Origin of the sequence: Pseudonocardia sp. CA-142604 (assembly GCF_050948475.1) — a bacterium.
GTDB classification, from domain to species: Bacteria; Actinomycetota; Actinomycetes; order Mycobacteriales; family Pseudonocardiaceae; genus Pseudonocardia; species Pseudonocardia alaniniphila.
The window spans coordinates 5,820,491-5,837,626 of sequence record NZ_CP192045.1; the positions used below are offsets into that span (position 1 = coordinate 5,820,491).

Consider the following 17,136-nt stretch of genomic DNA (forward strand, 5'->3'; position numbering starts at 1 on the left):
TGCCGCGCCGGTCACGTGCCCATGTCCAGCGCGTCGAGTGCGTCACGCAGCGCGGCGCGTGAGCTGATGCCGAGCTTGGGGTAGATGCGGTAGAGGTGGGCACCCACCGTGCGGTGGGAGAGGAAGAGCCGCGCCGCGATCTGCTTGTTGCTCAGCCCCGACGCCGCGAGATCCGCGATCTCCCGCTCCTGCGGCGTGAGTGGGGACGAACCGGAGTCGAGGTGGCGCGGCACGTGATAGCCGGTCGCGCGCAGCTCCCTCCTCGCGCGCGCCGCCCAGGGACGCGCGCCGAGGCGTTCGAACGTGGACGCCGCCGCCTCGAGAAGCGGCTGCGCCTCCACGGTCGCCCGCGCCCGCCTGCGGCTCTCGCCGTAGAGGAGCTGCACCCGTGCCTCCTCGAACGGCCACCGGCCGGCACCGGCGGCGAGCGCCTCTTCGAACGGCTTGACCGCTGCGTCCCCCTCGGCGACGGTTGCCGCCGCAGCGGCCGAGAGCATCGCGAGCCGGGGTGAGATCCTCGCGATACCGGCCTCCTGAAGAGCGGCCACGTGCGCGACCGCCTCGTCGTGGCGGCCGGTGCGGACAGCAGACTCCACGAGGTCGAGGCACACCCACGGCGCGATCGGCACGTGGGACGCGAGGGTGCCCGCGGGGCTGATCGCGGTGGCGTGGAGGTAGGCGGCCTCGGCATCGCCGTCACCGAGCGCGGCGAGCAGATGCGCGTACTCGGCGATGCCCCGGGCCCTGACGACCCCGCGCGGAGCCACCCGGGTCACGCGATCCGCCAGGGATCGTGCGGTGTCGGTGTCTCCGCGCACGGCGGCGAGGATCGCCTTGCTGGCGACGAAGCACCACATGAAGAACTCGGCCTCCGGGCCCGTGCACGCCATGAGGCCTTCCTCGACGAGCTCGTCGACCTGTTCCCACTCGCCGACGGAGAAGTAGTCGGAGCCGAGCATCATCAGGCACCCGGCGTAGCGCCGGGAGAAACTGCCTTCGCGGCCGAGCCGCACCACCCGCCAGAACGCCTCCCGGCAGTCCGACAGACGGTCGGCGGAGATCGCGGCGATACCGATGCGCGAAATGGCGATGGGGTCGAGCTCGTCGGCGAGGCCTGCGATGAGAATGTCCAGCCGGTCCAGGATGCGGATGTCCATGCGTGCCGGGTCGGGCATGGTCGCGCTCTGCACAGCCAGGATCTCGGGCACCTCCGGCGTGAGCCGTTCGAGCGCGGCGCGGACAGGCCGCCACAGCTCGGGCCGCTCGCCGAACCAGCTCATGAGCACGAGGGTGTGCAGCGCTGCGATCAGTGCGGGGTCGCGAGCGTCGTAGTGGTGGGACCCGGTCTCGATCGCGCCGGCGAGCACCCGGTGCGCGGTGTCGACGTCGCTCTCGCCGATGGTGAGCAGGAACGCCGCGGCCGAGGCCGCGTGCAACGAGTTGCCGACCTCCGGGTCGGCCTGGCGCGCGTCGATGAGCCACTGCGACGCGTTGCCCGACTCCCCTCGCAGGTCGGCGCCGATGAACGCCGCCTCGGCCAGCCGCCGCGCGCGGTCGGGCCGGGCCGGGCTGAGGTCCGCGGCGCGCGTCAGCGCCGAGACGGCGCCGGTGCCGTCGCCGCGACGCAGCACCCGGTGAGCCACCTCTTCGAGCAGGCTCGCCACGTGCTCGTCGGGCTCGATCGCCGCCTGGGCCAGATGCCAGGTCCGGCGGTCCGGCTGGTCGGCGAGTACGAGGGCGAGCGTCCGGTGAGCACGTCGGCGCTCCTGGTCGGAGGACAGCTCGACCACTGCGGAGCGGATCAGCGGGTGCCGGAACGACAGGCAGCCGCGGTGCTCGTCGACCCACACCAGCCGGGCGCGCACGGCGTGCACGAGCGGGTCGCCCTCCGCGCGGAGCCCGACCGCTGCGCGCAGGGTCCGGAGATCATCCGTTCCGTCCAGCGCGGCGAGGAGCAACGCCTCGCGGCCGGCCGACGGAAGATCGGACACCCGCGCCCCGAACAGCGACTGGAGGCGGCGGGTGAGCGGCAGGAACGACGGCAGCCCCGGGACCGGGGCGCGCGTGGTGCCGGCCAGCGCCGTCGGCAGCTCCAACAGCGCGAGCGGGTTCCCCTGCGCCTCGGTGAGGACCCGGCGCCGCAGACGCTGGTCCAGCACGGGGAACCGGCGTGCCACGAGGTCGACCGCCGCATCGTCGACGAGCGGGTCGAGCCGGAGCGCGGGGAGGCCAGCGAGCTCCATGAAGCCCCCGCCGTCCGGTCGCGAGGCGGCCAGGATCCCGATCCGGCTGCCTGCGAGGCGCCGGGCGACGGACCCGAGCACCGAAGCGCTCACGCGGTCGAGCCACTGCAGGTCGTCGATCACCACGACGACCGGTTGGGGAACGGCCGCCGCGCGCAGCAGCGAGAGCGTTGCGTCGACCACCACGAACCGCTCGGGGGACGGGCCGTCCCCCGACCCCATCGCCACGGACAGTGCGTCGCGGTGCTCGGCGTCGATCAGGACCAGCCCGTCGAGGAGCGGGAGCAGCGTCTGGTGGAGCCCGGAGAAGCTCACGTCCGCCTCGAACTGCACACCGGCGGCACGCAGTACCCGCATACCCGCCGCCGACGCCATATCCGCGGAGACGTCGAGCAACGTCGTCTTGCCGAGACCCTCGTCACCGACCAGCAGGAGAGCGCGCCCGTCGACCGCCACCCCGGACAGGAACGAACGAATGACGTCCAGCTCCGCGTCACGGCCGACCAGGCCGGTGGGACCCCCCTCAGGTCGACCGGCCGCATCGCTCATCGGCGACCTCCGCAGCCCCGAAGACGGTCAGGGCGAACCGCCAGCGCCCGTCGCACCTCGTCGGCGAGCCTGGAATGGAACCGTCGTGACCGGGGCGGGTCAAGCAACCGATAGCGTCCCCTACGGCCGATATGTGCCTTCTTACGCTGGTCAGCAGCCCCCCGCTGTGGTCGCTTCCAGTTGTACACGTATCCGGGCGGTACACGGGCCGCGGGGAGAATCCGGCACGTGCGTGAGGAAGTGGAGGCGACAAGCCGCCTCGTCCTGACATCCTCTTCGGCATGACAGCAAGACCGGCGGGACGAGCAGCACCGACGCTGGAGTCGGTGGCGGCACGAGCGGGCGTGTCGCGCGCGACAGCGGGACGGGTGCTCGCGGGCTCCACCACCGTGGGCGAGCAGGCGCGCGAGGCCGTGCTGCGAGCCGCCGCCGAGTTGTCCTACGTGACGAACCGCGCCGCACGGTCACTCATGACGCGCCGCAGCGACTCGATCGCGTTCGTCGTCGCCGAGTCGGAGGAGCGGTTCTTCGGCGACCCGCACTTCGCGCTGGTCCTGCGCGGCGCCCACGCGGTGCTCGCCGCGCACGACGTCCAACTCGTGTTCAGCATCCTGAGCACCAGCGCCGACCGCGACCGCTTCGAGCGCTTCGCCCGTGGCGGCCACCTCGACGGCGTCATCCTCGTGTCCCTGCACGGCGACGACCCGCTGCCCAGGAGACTCCAGGAAGCCGGCGTCCCCGTGATCCTCTCCGGCCGCCCGTTCACCGAGACCGCAGGATTGTCCTATGTGGACGCCGACAACGTCGGGGGCGCGCGGGCGGCGGTACGCCTCCTGGTCGAGCGCGGACGGACGCGGCTGGCCACGATCACCGGCCCGCTCGACATGACGGCGGCGATCGACCGGCGTGTGGGCTTCCAGGACGAGCTCGCGGCCCAGGGCCTACGCAGCCACGGCGTCCGGGACGGCGACTGGTCCATCGCGGGCGGGCGCCACGCCATGTTGGAGATGCTCGCGGCCGAGCCCCTGATCGACGGCGTGTTCGCCGCGAACGACCTGATGGCGTTCGGCGCGATGCAGGCCGTCACCGAGACGGGTCGCAGCGTGCCGGGCGACGTCGCGGTCGTCGGCTTCGACGACTCTCCGACGGCGTCGTCGAGCCACCCCGCCATCACCACCGTCCGGCAGCCGATCATCGGCATGGGCGAGGCGCTGGCCACCCGCCTGCTCGCGCTGATCGAGCGGGGCGAGCCGCTCGAGCCGATGGTGATGGGCACCGAGCTCGTGCTGCGCGACTCGGCCTGACGGTTCCGGCTCCGGGGCGCGCCGGGAGCACAGTTCGGTCACGCACCCGGACACTTCATTGACAAGTCATCACTCGATCGGGACCCTCCTTCCACGCGGTGAGAGCGCTCTCACACGATCTGGAGGATCAATGCAGACCCCACGGAGAACGGCGGCAGCGCTGGCGGCCGTCGCCACGAGCAGCGTGCTCCTGCTCAGCGCCTGCGGTGGCTCGGGCGAGAGCGACACCAGCGCCCAGGGTGGCCCCGTCGAGCTCAAGGTCAACCTGTTCGGCACCTTCGGCTACCAGGAACTGGGCCTCTTCGAGGCGTACGAGGCGCAGCACCCCGGCATCACGATCAGCTACGAGTCCACCCAGGACGAGGACAAGTACTGGCCCGCCCTCCAGACGCGCATGGCCTCCGGAAGCGGTCTGGCCGACGTGCAGGGCATCGAGGTCTCGCGCATCGCCGACGTCGTGGCGAACCAGCCCGACCAGTGGACCGACCTGCGCGACACCCCCGCCGCCGACGCCATCGGCCGCTACATCGACTGGAAGGAACCGGCCGCCACCACGCCCGACGGCGCCGTGCTCGGCCTCGGCACCGACATCGGCCCGATGGGCATGTGCTACCGCTCGGACCTCCTGCAGCAGGCCGGCCTGCCCACCGACCCCACCGAACTGGCCGCCCAGATGCCCACCTGGGACGCCTACCTGGCCCTCGGTGAGCGCTTCAAGGCCGCCGCGCCGGCCACCACCGCGTGGGCGGACGCCGCGGGCGGGATCTACGACGCGATGACCTCCCAGCTGGAGGTGAAGAACTACGACAAGTCGGGCAACCTGATCTTCGACTCCAACCCGGAGCTGCGCTCGCGGTTCGACACCGCGGCGAAGGCGGCTCAGGCGGGTCTCACCGCGAAGCTCGAGCAGTTCGCCGACCCGGGCTGGGACCAGGGCTTCTCCTCCGGCAGCTACGCCACGATCGCCTGCCCGTCCTGGATGATCGGCTACATCAAGGGCAAGGCAGGAGACGGCGGCTCCGGCAAGTGGAACATCACGTCGCTCCCCGGCGGGGCGGGCGGCAACTGGGGCGGTTCCTACCTCGCCATCCCCGCGTCGAGCGAGCACAAGACCGAGGCCGCCGAGCTGATCGCCTGGCTCACCGCACCCGAGCAGCAGGCCCAGCTCTTCGCGAAGGTCGGGAACTTCCCCTCCACCAAGGACGGGATCGCGAAGGTGGCCGACACCACCGACCCGTACTTCAACGGCGCGCCGATCGGCAAGATCTTCTCCGACTCGGCGAACGCCGCACCGATCCAGGTGCTCGGACAGCAGGACGGTGTGATCAAGAACGAGGTGTCGCAGGCGCTGCTCTCGGTCGAGACGGCCGGAGTCACCCCGGACGACGCGTGGAACACGGCCGTCAACAACGTCAAGAACCAGGCCGGCTGACAAGGGGCGCAGGGCAGTTCACCATCCGCACGAGCGGCGCGTTCGTCCACACCCATGGGGCGAGAGCGCCGCTCGTCCGGGTGGTCCCGCCCGCCATGTGAGAGCGCTCTCATTTAGACAATCTGGAGGATCAATGCAAACCCCACGGAGAACGGCGGCCGCACTGGCAGCCGTCGCCACGAGCAGCGTGTTGCTGCTCAGTGCCTGCGGCGGCGGCTCGGGCGATGCCGACGCCGCCGCGGGTGGCCCCGTCGAGCTCGGGGTGAGCCTCTTCGGCACATTCGGCTACGACGAGGTCGGGCTCTTCAAGGAGTACGAGGCCCAGAACCCCGGGGTCACGATCAAGTACGAGTCCACCCAGGGTGAGGACAAGTACTGGCCTGCGCTGCAGACCCGGCTCGCGTCCGGCGCCGGCGTGGCCGACGTGCAGGGCATCGAGGTCGCCCGGATCTCCGATGTCGTGGCCAACCAGCCCGACCAGTGGACCGATCTGCGCGACACCCCCGCCGCCGACGCGATCAGCCGCTACATCGGCTGGAAGGAGGCCGCCGCGACCACGCCCGACGGCGCGGTCCTCGGCCTCGGCACCGACATCGGCCCCATGGGCCTCTGCTACCGCAGCGACCTCCTCGAGCAGGCCGGCCTGCCCGCCGACCCTGCCGCGCTCTCCGCCGAGATGCCCGACTGGAACGCCTTCCTCGCCCTCGGCGAGCGCTTCAAGGCCTCGGCCCCCGCCGGCACCGCGTGGCACGACTCCGCGGGCGGCCTCTACAACGCGATCGTCTCGCAGCAGCAGCAGATCTACTACAGCCAGGGCGGCGACCTGGTCTTCGACAGCAACCCCGCGGTCCGCTCGGCGTTCGACACCGCGGCGCACGCCGGCCAGTCCGGGCTCACCGCGAAGCTCGAGCAGTACGTCGACCCCGGGTGGGACCAGGGCTTCTCCTCCGGCAGCTTCGCCACGATCGCCTGCCCGTCCTGGATGATCGGCTACATCAAGGGCAAGGCCGGTGACGGCGGCTCCGGCAAGTGGAACGTCACGTCGCTACCCGGCGGCGCAGGCGGCAACTGGGGTGGCGCCTACCTCGGTATCCCGCAGGCCAGCAAGCACAAGGACGAGGCCGCCAAGCTGATCGCGTGGCTCACCGCCCCGGAGCAGCAGGCCAAGGTCTTCCGCGCGGTCGGCAACTTCCCGTCCACCACCGACGGCATCGCCTCGGTCGCCGACGCCACCGACCCGTACTTCGACAACGCTCCCATCGGCAAGATCTTCTCGGAGTCGGCGAAGAACGCGCCCGTGCAGATCCTCGGCCCGGAGGACGGCGTCATCAAGAACGCGATGGTGCAGGCGCTGCTCTCGGTGGAGACGACCGGCGCCACCCCCGACAACGCCTGGAAGACGGCGGTGGGCAACGTGAAGAACCAGGCCGGCTGACGCCATGACGACGCAGGTCGATCGTCCGGTCGCCGGGGAGCGCGGGACGCCCCCGGCGGCCGGGACACCGGCTCGTCCCCCGTGGCGCTCGCGTCTCTACGCGTTCGAGGGCCGCTCGGCACCGTACGTCTACGTGGCGCCGTTCTTCCTGGTCTTCTTCGCCTTCGGACTGTTCCCCCTGATCTACACGGCGTGGATCAGCCTGCACTCCTACCGGCTCGGCGGTCGGATGCGATGGGTCGGGTTCGACAACTTCGTCTGGCTCTTCACGAACCCGAGCTTCTACAACGCGCTGTGGAAGACGTTCACGATCGGCATCCTGTCGACCGTCCCGCAGCTGCTGCTCGCCCTGGGCCTGGCCCACCTGCTCAACTACCGGCTCCGCGGCCGCACGTTCCTGCGTGTCGCGATGCTCATGCCCTACGCCACCTCGGTCGCGGCCGCCACGCTGGTGTTCGCGCTGATCTTCGGCCGTGACGGCGGCATCGTGAACGGACTGCTCGGCGTGGTCGGCATCGAGCCGGTGGACTGGCGCAACGGCAACTGGACGGCCCAGATCGCGATCTCGGTGATCGTGATCTGGCACTGGACGGGCTACAACGCGCTGATCTACCTCGCCGGCATGCAGTCGATCTCCAAGGATCTCTACGAGGCCGCGGCGATCGACGGCGCCAACCGGTGGCACCAGTTCCTGCACGTCACGATTCCGGGACTGCGCCCGACCATCCTGTTCACGATCATCGTGTCGACGATCGGGGCGAGCCAGCTGTTCGGCGAGCCACTGCTGTTCGGCGGCGGCCAGGCCAACGGCGGGTCGGTGAACCAGTACCAGACGGTCGGCCTGTTCATGTACCAGCAGGGCTGGCAGTACGGCCAGCTCGGCCGGGCGGCGACCGTCGCCTGGGTGATGTTCGTGCTGATCATCGGGCTGGTGCTGCTCAACACCTGGCTGGCGCGCCGACGCCGGCCCGCTACCGAGGGGACCCTGTCGTGACGACCGTCGACGTGCACCGGATCGCGACGCCCCTCGCGCCGGCACCGGGCAGGCGACGAGCGCCATCGCAGGACGCCGCGGGATGGCTGACCTACACGATCCTCACCGTCACCACCTTGCTGTTCGTGGCGCCGTTCTACTACATGCTCGTGGCCGCGAGCCGGCCGATGTCGGAGATGAACACCTTCCCGCCGCCGCTGGTGCCCGGGCCCGACCTGTTCGACAACATCGCCACGGCCATCCACCAGCAGAACATCGGCCTGGCGTTGTGGAACTCGCTCGTGGTCTCGACGATCACGACCGCGGCCACCGTGCTGTTCTGCACCCTGGCCGGGTTCGCGTTCGGGAAGCTGCGCTTCCGCGGCCGCAATGTGCTCTTCGCGATCACGCTCGGCACGATGATGATCCCGCCGAGCCTCGCCGTGGTCCCGCTCTACTCGATCATGGCCGAGTTCGGCCTGGCCGGAACGTTGAGCTCGGTGATCCTGCCGACGCTCGTCACGGCGTTCGGCGTGTTCTTCATGCGGCAGTACCTGATCCAGGCGCTGCCCGACGAACTGCTCGAGGCGGCCAAGGTCGACGGCGCGACGACGCTGCGCACGTTCTTCAGCATCGTCCTGCCGATCGCCCGGCCCGGCGCCGCCGTGCTCGGGATGCTCACCTTCATGACGGCCTGGAACGACTTCTTCTGGCCCATCATCACGCTCAACTCCTCGAACCCCACCGTCCAGGTGGCGCTCAACAACCTCGGCAGCGGCTACGTCCCGGACACGGCCGTGATCATGGCCGGCACGCTCATCGGCACGCTGCCGGTGCTCGTCGTGTTCGTGCTGCTGGGACGCCAGATCGTCGGCGGCATCATGGCCGGGGCGGTCAAGGGCTGATGGACGAGAACTCGTGCTGTGCCGTAACCCGATCTGAGAGGACCCATTGACCACCACCCAGGCTGCTCCGTCGACCGATGCCCTGCAGTTCCCCGCGGGGTTCCTGTGGGGCTCGGCCACCGCCTCCTACCAGATCGAAGGCGCTGTCACCGAGGGCGGCCGCACCCCGTCCATCTGGGACACGTTCTCCCACACCCCCGGCCGCGTGGAGCGCGGCGAGACCGGTGACGTCGCCGACGACCACTACCACCGGTTCCGCGAGGACGTCGCGATCATGGCGCGGCTGGGGCTCACCACCTACCGGTTCTCCGTGTCCTGGCCGCGGATCACCCCGCAGGTCACCGCAGACGACCTCGGGCCGGTCAACCCGGAGGGCATCGGGTTCTACTCCGACCTCGTCGACGAACTGCTCGCCGCCGGCATCTCGCCGTCGATCACCCTCTACCACTGGGACCTCCCGCAGGCCCTCGAGGACGCCGGAGGCTGGACGTCGCGGCGTACGGCGGAGCGGTTCGGCGAGTACGCCGAGGTCGTCGCCGCAGCCCTCGGCGACCGGGTACCCCTGTTCATCACGCTCAACGAGCCGTGGTGCAGTGCCTACCTCGGCTACGCGAGCGGCGTGCACGCCCCCGGCCGCACGGACGACGCCGCCGCACTCACGGCGGTGCACCACCTGAACCTCGCGCACGGGCTGGCGGCCGCGTCGATCCGGCGCGCAGCACCCACCTCACGCGTGGCCCTCACGCTCAACCTGGCGTGGGTCCGGCCGGAGACCGACTCCCCGGAGGACGCCGAGGCGGCCCGGCGCGTGGACGGGCTGCAGAACCGCGTGTTCCTCGACCCGGTGCTGCAGGGCACCTACCCCGCCGACGTGCAGGCCGACACCGCGGCCGTCACGGACTGGTCCTTCGTGCAGCCCGGGGACCTCGATGTGATCGCGGCGCCGATCGACGTCCTGGGCGTCAACTACTACTCCCCCACCTACGTGCGGCACTGGACGCGCGAGCGTCCGAAGGAGCATGCCGACGGCCACGGCGAGGGCAAGGCCAGCCCGTGGATCGCCTGCGACGACGTCGAGTTCCCGTTCCAGCACGGCCGCAAGACCGACATGGGCTGGAGCATCGACCCGCGCGGGATGACCGAGCTGCTGCTGCGCGTGGCGCGGGAGGCACCGGGATGCGAGATCATGGTGACCGAGAACGGGGCTGCATTTCCCGATGTGATCGACGCGAACGGCCGCGTTATCGATACGGATCGTATCGACTATTTGCGCGGGCACCTGGCCGCCGTGCACGAAGCGATCGAGGCGGGCGCCCCGGTCACCGGCTACTACCTCTGGTCACTGCTCGACAACTTCGAGTGGGCGTGGGGGTACGGAAAACGCTTCGGTATCGTCCACGTGGACTACAACACGCAGGTCCGCACGCCGAAGGACAGCGCGTTGTTCTATGCGGACGTGATTCGGAGAAACGCCCTGACGCGTTGAACCGACTTCAAGTGGGACAGGCCCGGTAGACGGTATGGACAGGGTAGTCTTACCCGCCAGTGGCTCACCGGCCGGCAGTAGCCTCACGAACGGAGGTCGGGGTGCGGCTCGGCGACGAGGACGATGCCCGGAAGGGACCTGATCCCGAGGACCGCGACCCCATGGACAACAACAACCACGAGCGCGACGCACCGGGGCGCGGCGGCGACCATCCGGTCGATCTCGCCGCACTCCGGGCCGACGACGCCCTTGTCGAGGAGCTGGCCGCGGGGCTCGTGGCCCTGGGCCAGCTCCCCCGCGAGCCACGCAGCACCGACGACGAGCTGGTGGCCATGCTCGCCGCGTGGGTGGCGGAGGTCCGGCCCGAGGACGAGACGCAGGCGGCCGCCCCCGTGGCCGCCTCTGGGCACGACAACGGCGATCCCGACCACCCCGCATCCGTCATCCCGATTCCGCCCGCCAAGCACGGCCACGGGAAGCACCGGGCCGTGGCGCCCTACGCCCGGCGGCTCGCCATCGCTGCGGCGTTGGTCTTGATCGGCACGTCCGGACTGGCGGTCGGGTCGTCCGAGGCCTCGCCCGGCGAGGTCCTCTGGCCCATCTCCAAGGTGTTCTACGCCGATCGCGCCCGGTCGCTCGAGGCCGCCGCCGACATCAACTCGGGCCTCGAAGTCGCACGCACCGCGATCCGCCAGGGCCGCCCGGCCGAGGCCGCCCGCGCCATCGCGCAGGTCGCGCCCCGCCTCGAGGAAGTCCGGCCCGCCGAGGGCCACGACCAGCTCGCCCGCGAGCAAGAGCGCCTGCTCTCCGCTCTCGGTGACACACCCGTCCGGCGCGACCCGAACTCCGGTGCCACGGCACCGTCAGGCCAGGCCGGCACGGCCATCCCCGTCCCCACTGCCGCTCCGTCCGGCAGCACCGCGCTGGCCTCGCCGCCGCTACCCGGCGCCTCCCGCGAAGTGGTTCCGCCCGCGGCTTCGATCGGCCCCGGCCGCACGGCGGGCGCCGGCGCACCCGCCCCGTCCCCCTCCGTCCCCACGAGCCCCCCGCCGGGCGCGCCAGGAGCAGGCGTCGAGGCACCCGCTGTGATCGACACACCGTCCAGCACCGAAGCCGGCCAGACCCCCACCAGCACCGACAACGAGCCGGGCACCGGCACACCCACGAGCGCTGCAGTCGATCAGGACGGCGAGACGGGCACCGGCGAGACCCCGACCGGGCAGGAGCCCGGCGGACCGACCCAGCCCACCTCGGGCACGGATTCGGGCAGTGCCGACCAGCCGGAGCCGCAGGTGGGTTCTGGCACCCCGCAGTCGGATCAGCCCGAGTCACAGCCCATGTCCGGGCCGGGGTCCCCCGAGGCCCAGCCGGAGCCCTCCACCTCACCGGGCGGTCAAGACGAGCCGGTTGTCGCAGGTGACGCCTCCGCGCCCGACCAGCCGTCCGGTCCGACCGCCGACGACTCGGCGGGCGACTCCACTTCGGACAACGCCGACGACAGCGGGCAGGGCGACGCGGGCTCCGGCAGCAACGGCGACGGGTCGAACACGTTCGGCACCGACGACAACGACGGCTCCACGGACGTCCTCGGCAGCGACGACGACAGCGGCCCTGCCGAGAATGCCGACTCCGGCAACAGCGCCGACAACAGCGCTGACAACAGCGCCGGCAACGACGGCTCGAACGCCGAGATCACCAACGACAACTCCGGCCCGGACAACGCCGGCGCCGCTGCCGACTCCGACTCCGACAGCTCCGACTCCGGCGGGGATTCCGACCGGTCCAACGCCGCCGCCGACTCATCCGTCAATGCCCAGAACGACTCCGCCCAGAACGACTCCGCCCAGAACGACTCCGCCGAGAACGACAATGCCGTGGACGACGATGGCTCCCGGAACAACGACGGCGCCAGCTTCGGCAACGGCGACTCGGACGCCGCCGGCTCCTCCGATTCTTCGGAGCAGAACACCGGCGACGGCACCGCCGAATCGAACCGCAGCGATTCGAACCGCAGCGATTCGAACCGCGGCGATTCGAATCGGAGCGACTCGAACTGGAGCGACTCGAACCGAGGCGGTTCCGACCGGAGCGATTCCGACAGCAGCGACTCCGGCCAGGGCAGTTCCGACCGGAGCGATTCGAATCGGAGCGACTCCAGCCGGAGCGACTCCGGCCGGGGCGACTCCAGCGGGAGCGATTCCGGCCGGGGCGGTTCCGGCCGGGGCGGGGATTCCGGCCACGGAGGCTCCCTGCTGTCGTCGGTGACCGACCTGGTCTCGTCCGGCGTCGACGACCTCTGACCCCGGCTGCGATAGCCCGCCGCCGTCCCGAGCGTGGGTAGTGCCCAGGGCACGGGAGGTCATGGCCGCGGGGGCGCACGGCCTGGGTCAGGGCGGGTCCGGATCCGGGGTGGGATCCCGCCGCGACACGGCCACGAGCACCACGGGCTCCGCACCGACGCTGTGCAGGGCGCGCAGGCCCAGCCCCGTCAGCCACAGCACGTTCCCGGTGCGGAAGCGGCGACGGCCACCCGCCTCGCACTCCAGGTCGACCTCCCCCGCCTCGACGATGACCAGGGCGTCACGCCACTCCGCGTCGTCGTAGACCCGGGTGTCGCCGCAGGCGATCGTGACGACGGTGGTGCGAAACGACGGCCCCGACGGCCGGCCGAACGAGAGGGGCTCGACGTCCATCGGTGCAGCCTCACCCGTGGCCGGGCGCGGCGCAGTCCAGAACCAGGACCACGTCGGACAACAAGCGGTTCACCGGGCCTCCCAACTTCGGGTGGACCCTGGGAGCCCACTGCCCGTTAAGACGCCCGCGGCGGGGAGAAATCATCGGTCGCGGCGGATCCCGACCGGTTCTCGTCCAGGTGCAGCCGCAGCATCGCCGCCGCGGCCCAGGCCGGCGGCCTCCCGCGCAGCGACACGAGCACCATGGTCGCGAACGCCAACGGCACCGACCACAGGGCAGGCTGCCCGAGCACGATGTCGATGAGTCCGGGCGGGGCGCCGAGGAAGAGGTCGACGGCGATCACACCCGCCGAGCAGATCAGCCCCACCACCATGCCCACGAGTGCGCCCTGCGCCGTCAGCCGCGGCCACCAGATCCCGAGTACGAGCAGCGGGCAGAACGTCGATGCCGCCACGGCGAACGCCGATGTCACCAGCACACCGACGTCGAGGCGCTCGGCGGGCAGCGCGAGCAGCACCACCACCAGGGCGGCGACGAGCGGGGTGAATCGCAGCCGCCGGAGCGTGCCCGGCACCAGGTCGTGCGCGAGGGCTCCGGAGACGGCGAGGAGCAGTCCGAGCGACGTCGCGAGGAACGCCGCGAAAGCGCCTGCGGTGAGCAACGCCGTGAAGGTCGTTCCCGCCCAGCCCTGGTCGACGGTGGCCGGGAGGGCCACCACCACGGTGTCGGTGCCACCGGACAGGTAGAGCTGCGGCAGCAGCACCGCACCGAGCAGTCCGTAGACCGCGGGGAAGAGATAGAACACGCCGAGCATCCCGACGGTGATGGCTGCCGTGCGCCGGGCACCGCGGCCGTCCGCGCTGGTGTGGAACCGGACGAGGATGTGCGGCAGCCCCATCGTCCCGAGCACGGTCGCCACCAGCACCGACCACGTGGCGAGCACCGGGTAGCCGCCGGGATCGAGCAGCGGCCGCGCCCACTCGTCACCGCCAGGGGGCTGCCCCGTTCCGACGCGCGGGACGGGCGCCCCGGCGGCGAACACCCAGGTGCTCCCGGCATCCGCCGTGTAGCGCCCCGGTGCGAGCAGCTGCTGCGGGTGACCCGCGATCGACGCATGTGTGGGCTCGGTGAGCGTGAGCTCGGTGTCGAGCCGGAACTCCACCGGCGTCGCGGCGGTGAACCGGGTGAACTCGACAGGCTCGAGCGCGTTGGCGCGGGTGCTCGGACCGACGTGCAGCACCAGCCAGATCGCCGGGACGATGAACAGCAGGAGCTTGAGGCCGAACTGGAACGCCTGGACGTAGGTGGCGGCGCGCATGCCACCGAGGGCGAGCGTGACGCTGACGGCCGCGCCGGCGATCACCACGCCGAGCCAGTACGGGCTGCCCCCGACGGCGGCCAGCACCTGCCCCGCGGCGGTGAACTGCGGCACCAGATAGAGGAAGCCGATCACCAGCACGATCACCGCCGCGAGCCTGCGCAGCACCGGCGAACCCAGCCTGGCCTCGGCGAAGTCCGGCACGGTGAGCGCACCGGTGCGCCGCATCGGAGCGGCCACGAACGCGAGCATCACGATGTAGCCCGCCGCGAAGCCGACGGGGTACCAGAGTGCGCCGACGCCGTCCTTGACGACGAGCCCGGCGACGCCGAGGAATGACGCGGCCGAGAGGTACTCGCCCGAGACGGCGGCGGCGTTGACGGTCGGGGAGATGCGGCGCGAGGCCACGAGGAAGTCCGAGGTGGTGCGCATCGCCGCCACCCCGCGTGCGCCGATCAGCAAGGTGATCAACAGCACCGGGACGATTGCGAGGATCACTCCCCGGCCCCTGCCCGGGGTCCGGACGTCTCCGACTGCTCGGTGCGCTCAGCCCTGCGCAGCTGCCACTGGGCGAGCATCACGAGCACGGGGTAGGGCAGCACGGCCACGGCCAGCCACGAGATCGGAATACCGCCGAGCCGCACCGTGTCCAGCCAGGGCGCCGCGGCGAGCAGCACCGGCAGGCCCAGCAGCAGGACGGCGAGCAGACCGAGCACGGTGAGCGCGTAGCGCAACTGCCTGCGGTGGATCCGGCGTGCCCGCTCGGCGTCGGCGGGGGCGAGGTGCGGCACCGTGGCGGGCGCGCCCGTTCGCCGTCCCGCGAGCGAGAGCCTGGTCTGTGGGCTCGTCACAGCGACCCGGCGCTGCCGGGTCATCGGGCCGTCCTCGTCACCGCAGTCGCTGCCGGTTCGCGTGGTCGAACGCTCCGCGCCTGGCCGCGTCGAGCAGGTGTTCCCGCAGGTCTCGGGCGTGCCGGCGGCTGACGGGGACGTCACCGAGATCAGTGTGGGCGAGCAGCCCGCCGCCGAGGTCGCTGCGCAGCTCCCGCACGGCGTGCACGGCGAGCAGGTAGCTGCGGTGCACGCGGATGAACCCCGCGGCCTGCCAGTGCTGTTCGAGCCGGGAGATCGGGATCCGCACGAGGTGCGCGCCCGTCGGCGTGTGCAGCCGGACGTAGTCGCCCTGCGCTTCGACGAAGCAGACGTCGTCGCGCCGGACGAAGCGGGTGCAGCCCGCAAGGTCCACGGGAACGGCGGCGAGCGCGTCGACGGCGGGGGGCGGCGCGTCCGGACCGGCTGCAGTGGCGGCGGTGAAGCGCCGCACCCTGGCCAGCGCGGCGGCGAGCCGCTCGGCGCGGACGGGTTTGAGCAGGTAGTCGACGGCGCCGATACCGTACGCCGCGGCGGCGTGCTCCTCGTAGGCGGTGACGAACACGACCGCGGGTGGGTCGGTCATGCGGTTGAGCAGCGACGCCAACTCCATGCCGGTCAACTGCGGCATCGAGATGTCGAGGAACACCACGTCGAGCGGCCCGGCCTGGATCAGCCGCAACGCCGAGATCGGATCAGCCGCGACCTCCACCGCGGCCACCTCCGGCGACTCCACCAGCATCCTGCGCAGTTCCTCCAGCGCAGGAGTGACGTCGTCGACTGCGAGCACACGCAGCCCCGGCCCCCCGGTCATGACACAACCACCCCCGGCTGGAAACGCGGGATGCGCAGCACGACCCGGGCGCCCGCGCCGACCGCCGTCTCGATCACCAGGCCGTAACCGGCACCGAACACGGTGCGCAGCCGCCGGTCGACGTTGACCAGTCCGAGGCTCCCCGGTGTCCCACACCCCGCTAGGACGGCGGAAGCGTACTCCGGGTCCATACCGGGCCCGTCGTCCTCCACGATGATCACGCAGTCGGTGCCGTCGGCCTCCCCGCTGACCTGCACGAGCCCGCTGGAACCTGGCAGCTCCACCCCGTGGCGCACCGCGTTCTCCACGATCGGTTGCAGCACCAGGTACGGCAGTGCGACGGGCAGGATCTCCGGGGCGATTCGCACCTGCACCCGCAGGCGGTCACCGAGCACGGCGCGCGCGAGAGCGAGGTAGGCCTCGATCGCGCGGAACTCCCCCGCGATCGTCGTGTAGTCGCCGTGCCGGGCCAGGCTGTGCCGGGTGTACTCGGCGAAGTCGAGCATCAGGTCGCGCGACCGCTCCGGGTCGGACCGGACGAACGACGCGATCGTGGTGAGGCTGTTGTAGACGAAGTGCGGGGAGATCTCCGCTCGCAATGCGCGGAGCTCGGCCTGCTGGGCGACGGCGGCCGAGTTCTCGAGCAACGCCCGCTCCAGCGCCTCACCCACCCACGAAGCGGCCTCGCGCACGGCCGCGCCGGGCACCGGTCCGGCCACGACCAGCACCCCGGCGAGCTCGTCACGCGCATGGACGGGCAGCGCAACCGCCCCGCCGCCCGCCGCGCGCGCATCGGTGCGCAGCGCCGTGTCGGCGAGCTGTTCGGCGGCGTGGACGTCGAAGGGCCGCCCCGACCAGGCCAGTTCGCCGTGCAGACCACCGAGCCCGACGGCGTCGGCGTCGAGCAGCCGGCGCAGCCCGCGCGCGGCACCACCGGCACCCGAGCCGTCGATGCCGCCGCGCAGGCCCGCCGCGATGGTGCGCCCGGCGGCGAGCGTCTGCATCGCATCCGCCCCCCTCCGGGGGCCGCGCCACCGGCGGGCACGGCCGCCACCGGAAGCCCGCACCGCATCCAGCTCCACCATGCAGCCTCCGTCCCGTGATCAGCGCGACG

At 71.6% G+C, this 17,136-nt stretch carries 13 protein-coding genes; 7 read left to right on the plus strand and 6 right to left on the minus strand.

Going from position 1 to position 17,136, the window contains the following annotated elements; all coding sequences use genetic code 11:
• Nucleotides 1-11 precede the first annotated feature (11 nt).
• Complete coding sequence (locus ACQPZQ_RS26405) at nt 12-2,792, minus strand: AAA family ATPase (protein WP_433284985.1); 2,781 nt, start codon at nt 2,790-2,792, stop codon at nt 12-14.
• 281 nt (nt 2,793-3,073) lie between these two features.
• On the opposite strand from ACQPZQ_RS26405, the gene ACQPZQ_RS26410 reads away from it, so the two are divergent.
• The 7 genes from ACQPZQ_RS26410 (at nt 3,074) to ACQPZQ_RS26440 (ending at nt 12,627) form a co-directional block, all read left to right on the plus strand.
• On the plus strand, nt 3,074-4,096 hold the full coding sequence (locus ACQPZQ_RS26410; RefSeq protein WP_433284987.1) for a LacI family DNA-binding transcriptional regulator: 1,023 nt from the start codon (nt 3,074-3,076) through the stop codon (nt 4,094-4,096).
• Between the two features lie 130 nt (nt 4,097-4,226).
• Nucleotides 4,227-5,528 carry an ABC transporter substrate-binding protein gene (locus ACQPZQ_RS26415; protein WP_433284989.1) on the plus strand — a complete coding sequence of 434 codons (1,302 nt, stop codon included), beginning with the start codon at nt 4,227-4,229 and terminating at the stop codon, nt 5,526-5,528.
• 133 nt (nt 5,529-5,661) lie between these two features.
• Nucleotides 5,662-6,963, plus strand: coding sequence for an ABC transporter substrate-binding protein (locus ACQPZQ_RS26420; RefSeq protein WP_433284991.1), 1,302 nt, complete (start codon nt 5,662-5,664; stop codon nt 6,961-6,963).
• 4 nt (nt 6,964-6,967) lie between these two features.
• Nucleotides 6,968-7,957, plus strand: coding sequence for a carbohydrate ABC transporter permease (locus tag ACQPZQ_RS26425; protein WP_433284992.1), 990 nt, complete (start codon nt 6,968-6,970; stop codon nt 7,955-7,957).
• Entirely contained in the window at nt 7,954-8,841 is an 888-nt protein-coding gene (locus ACQPZQ_RS26430) for a carbohydrate ABC transporter permease (protein ID WP_433284994.1), read from the plus strand. The genes ACQPZQ_RS26425 and ACQPZQ_RS26430 overlap by 4 nt, the downstream gene beginning before the upstream one ends.
• Before the next feature lie 46 nt (nt 8,842-8,887).
• Nucleotides 8,888-10,327 (plus strand): GH1 family beta-glucosidase, encoded by a 1,440-nt coding sequence (locus ACQPZQ_RS26435; RefSeq protein ID WP_433284996.1) that lies wholly within the window; start codon nt 8,888-8,890, stop codon nt 10,325-10,327.
• Between the two features lie 101 nt (nt 10,328-10,428).
• On the plus strand, nt 10,429-12,627 hold the full coding sequence (locus ACQPZQ_RS26440) for a hypothetical protein (protein WP_433284998.1): 2,199 nt from the start codon (nt 10,429-10,431) through the stop codon (nt 12,625-12,627).
• A gap of 87 nt (nt 12,628-12,714) precedes the next feature.
• On the opposite strand, the gene ACQPZQ_RS26445 is transcribed toward ACQPZQ_RS26440, so the two are convergent.
• From ACQPZQ_RS26445 to ACQPZQ_RS26465, 5 genes are all read right to left on the minus strand, one after another.
• Entirely contained in the window at nt 12,715-13,020 is a 306-nt protein-coding gene (locus tag ACQPZQ_RS26445; protein WP_433284999.1) for a hypothetical protein, read from the minus strand.
• A 116-nt stretch (nt 13,021-13,136) separates the two neighbouring features.
• A complete protein-coding gene (locus ACQPZQ_RS26450) occupies nt 13,137-14,837 on the minus strand; it encodes a cation acetate symporter (protein ID WP_433285001.1) in 1,701 nt (566 codons plus the stop codon).
• Nucleotides 14,834-15,214, minus strand: coding sequence for a hypothetical protein (locus ACQPZQ_RS26455; protein WP_433285002.1), 381 nt, complete (start codon nt 15,212-15,214; stop codon nt 14,834-14,836). The genes ACQPZQ_RS26450 and ACQPZQ_RS26455 overlap by 4 nt, the downstream gene beginning before the upstream one ends.
• A 13-nt stretch (nt 15,215-15,227) precedes the next feature.
• Complete coding sequence (locus ACQPZQ_RS26460) at nt 15,228-16,022, minus strand: LytR/AlgR family response regulator transcription factor (protein WP_433285004.1); 795 nt, start codon at nt 16,020-16,022, stop codon at nt 15,228-15,230.
• Nucleotides 16,019-17,107, minus strand: a complete 1,089-nt coding sequence (locus tag ACQPZQ_RS26465; protein ID WP_433285005.1) for a sensor histidine kinase — start codon at nt 17,105-17,107, stop codon at nt 16,019-16,021. Before ACQPZQ_RS26465 ends, ACQPZQ_RS26460 begins: the two co-directional genes overlap by 4 nt.
• Between the last annotated feature and the right edge of the window lie 29 nt (nt 17,108-17,136).

What these genes read in the sequence shown, in the direction of transcription:
- ACQPZQ_RS26405 (WP_433284985.1), bottom strand. Translation starts at nt 2,792, where the DNA reads ATGAGCGATGCGGCCGGTCGACCTGAGGGGGGTCCCACCGGCCTGGTC.
- ACQPZQ_RS26410 (WP_433284987.1), top strand. Translation starts at nt 3,074, where the DNA reads ATGACAGCAAGACCGGCGGGACGAGCAGCACCGACGCTGGAGTCGGTG.
- ACQPZQ_RS26415 (WP_433284989.1), top strand. Translation starts at nt 4,227, where the DNA reads ATGCAGACCCCACGGAGAACGGCGGCAGCGCTGGCGGCCGTCGCCACG.
- ACQPZQ_RS26420 (WP_433284991.1), top strand. Translation starts at nt 5,662, where the DNA reads ATGCAAACCCCACGGAGAACGGCGGCCGCACTGGCAGCCGTCGCCACG.
- ACQPZQ_RS26425 (WP_433284992.1), top strand. Translation starts at nt 6,968, where the DNA reads ATGACGACGCAGGTCGATCGTCCGGTCGCCGGGGAGCGCGGGACGCCC.
- ACQPZQ_RS26445 (WP_433284999.1), bottom strand. Translation starts at nt 13,020, where the DNA reads ATGGACGTCGAGCCCCTCTCGTTCGGCCGGCCGTCGGGGCCGTCGTTT.
- ACQPZQ_RS26455 (WP_433285002.1), bottom strand. Translation starts at nt 15,214, where the DNA reads ATGACCCGGCAGCGCCGGGTCGCTGTGACGAGCCCACAGACCAGGCTC.
- ACQPZQ_RS26460 (WP_433285004.1), bottom strand. Translation starts at nt 16,022, where the DNA reads ATGACCGGGGGGCCGGGGCTGCGTGTGCTCGCAGTCGACGACGTCACT.
- ACQPZQ_RS26465 (WP_433285005.1), bottom strand. Translation starts at nt 17,107, where the DNA reads ATGGTGGAGCTGGATGCGGTGCGGGCTTCCGGTGGCGGCCGTGCCCGC.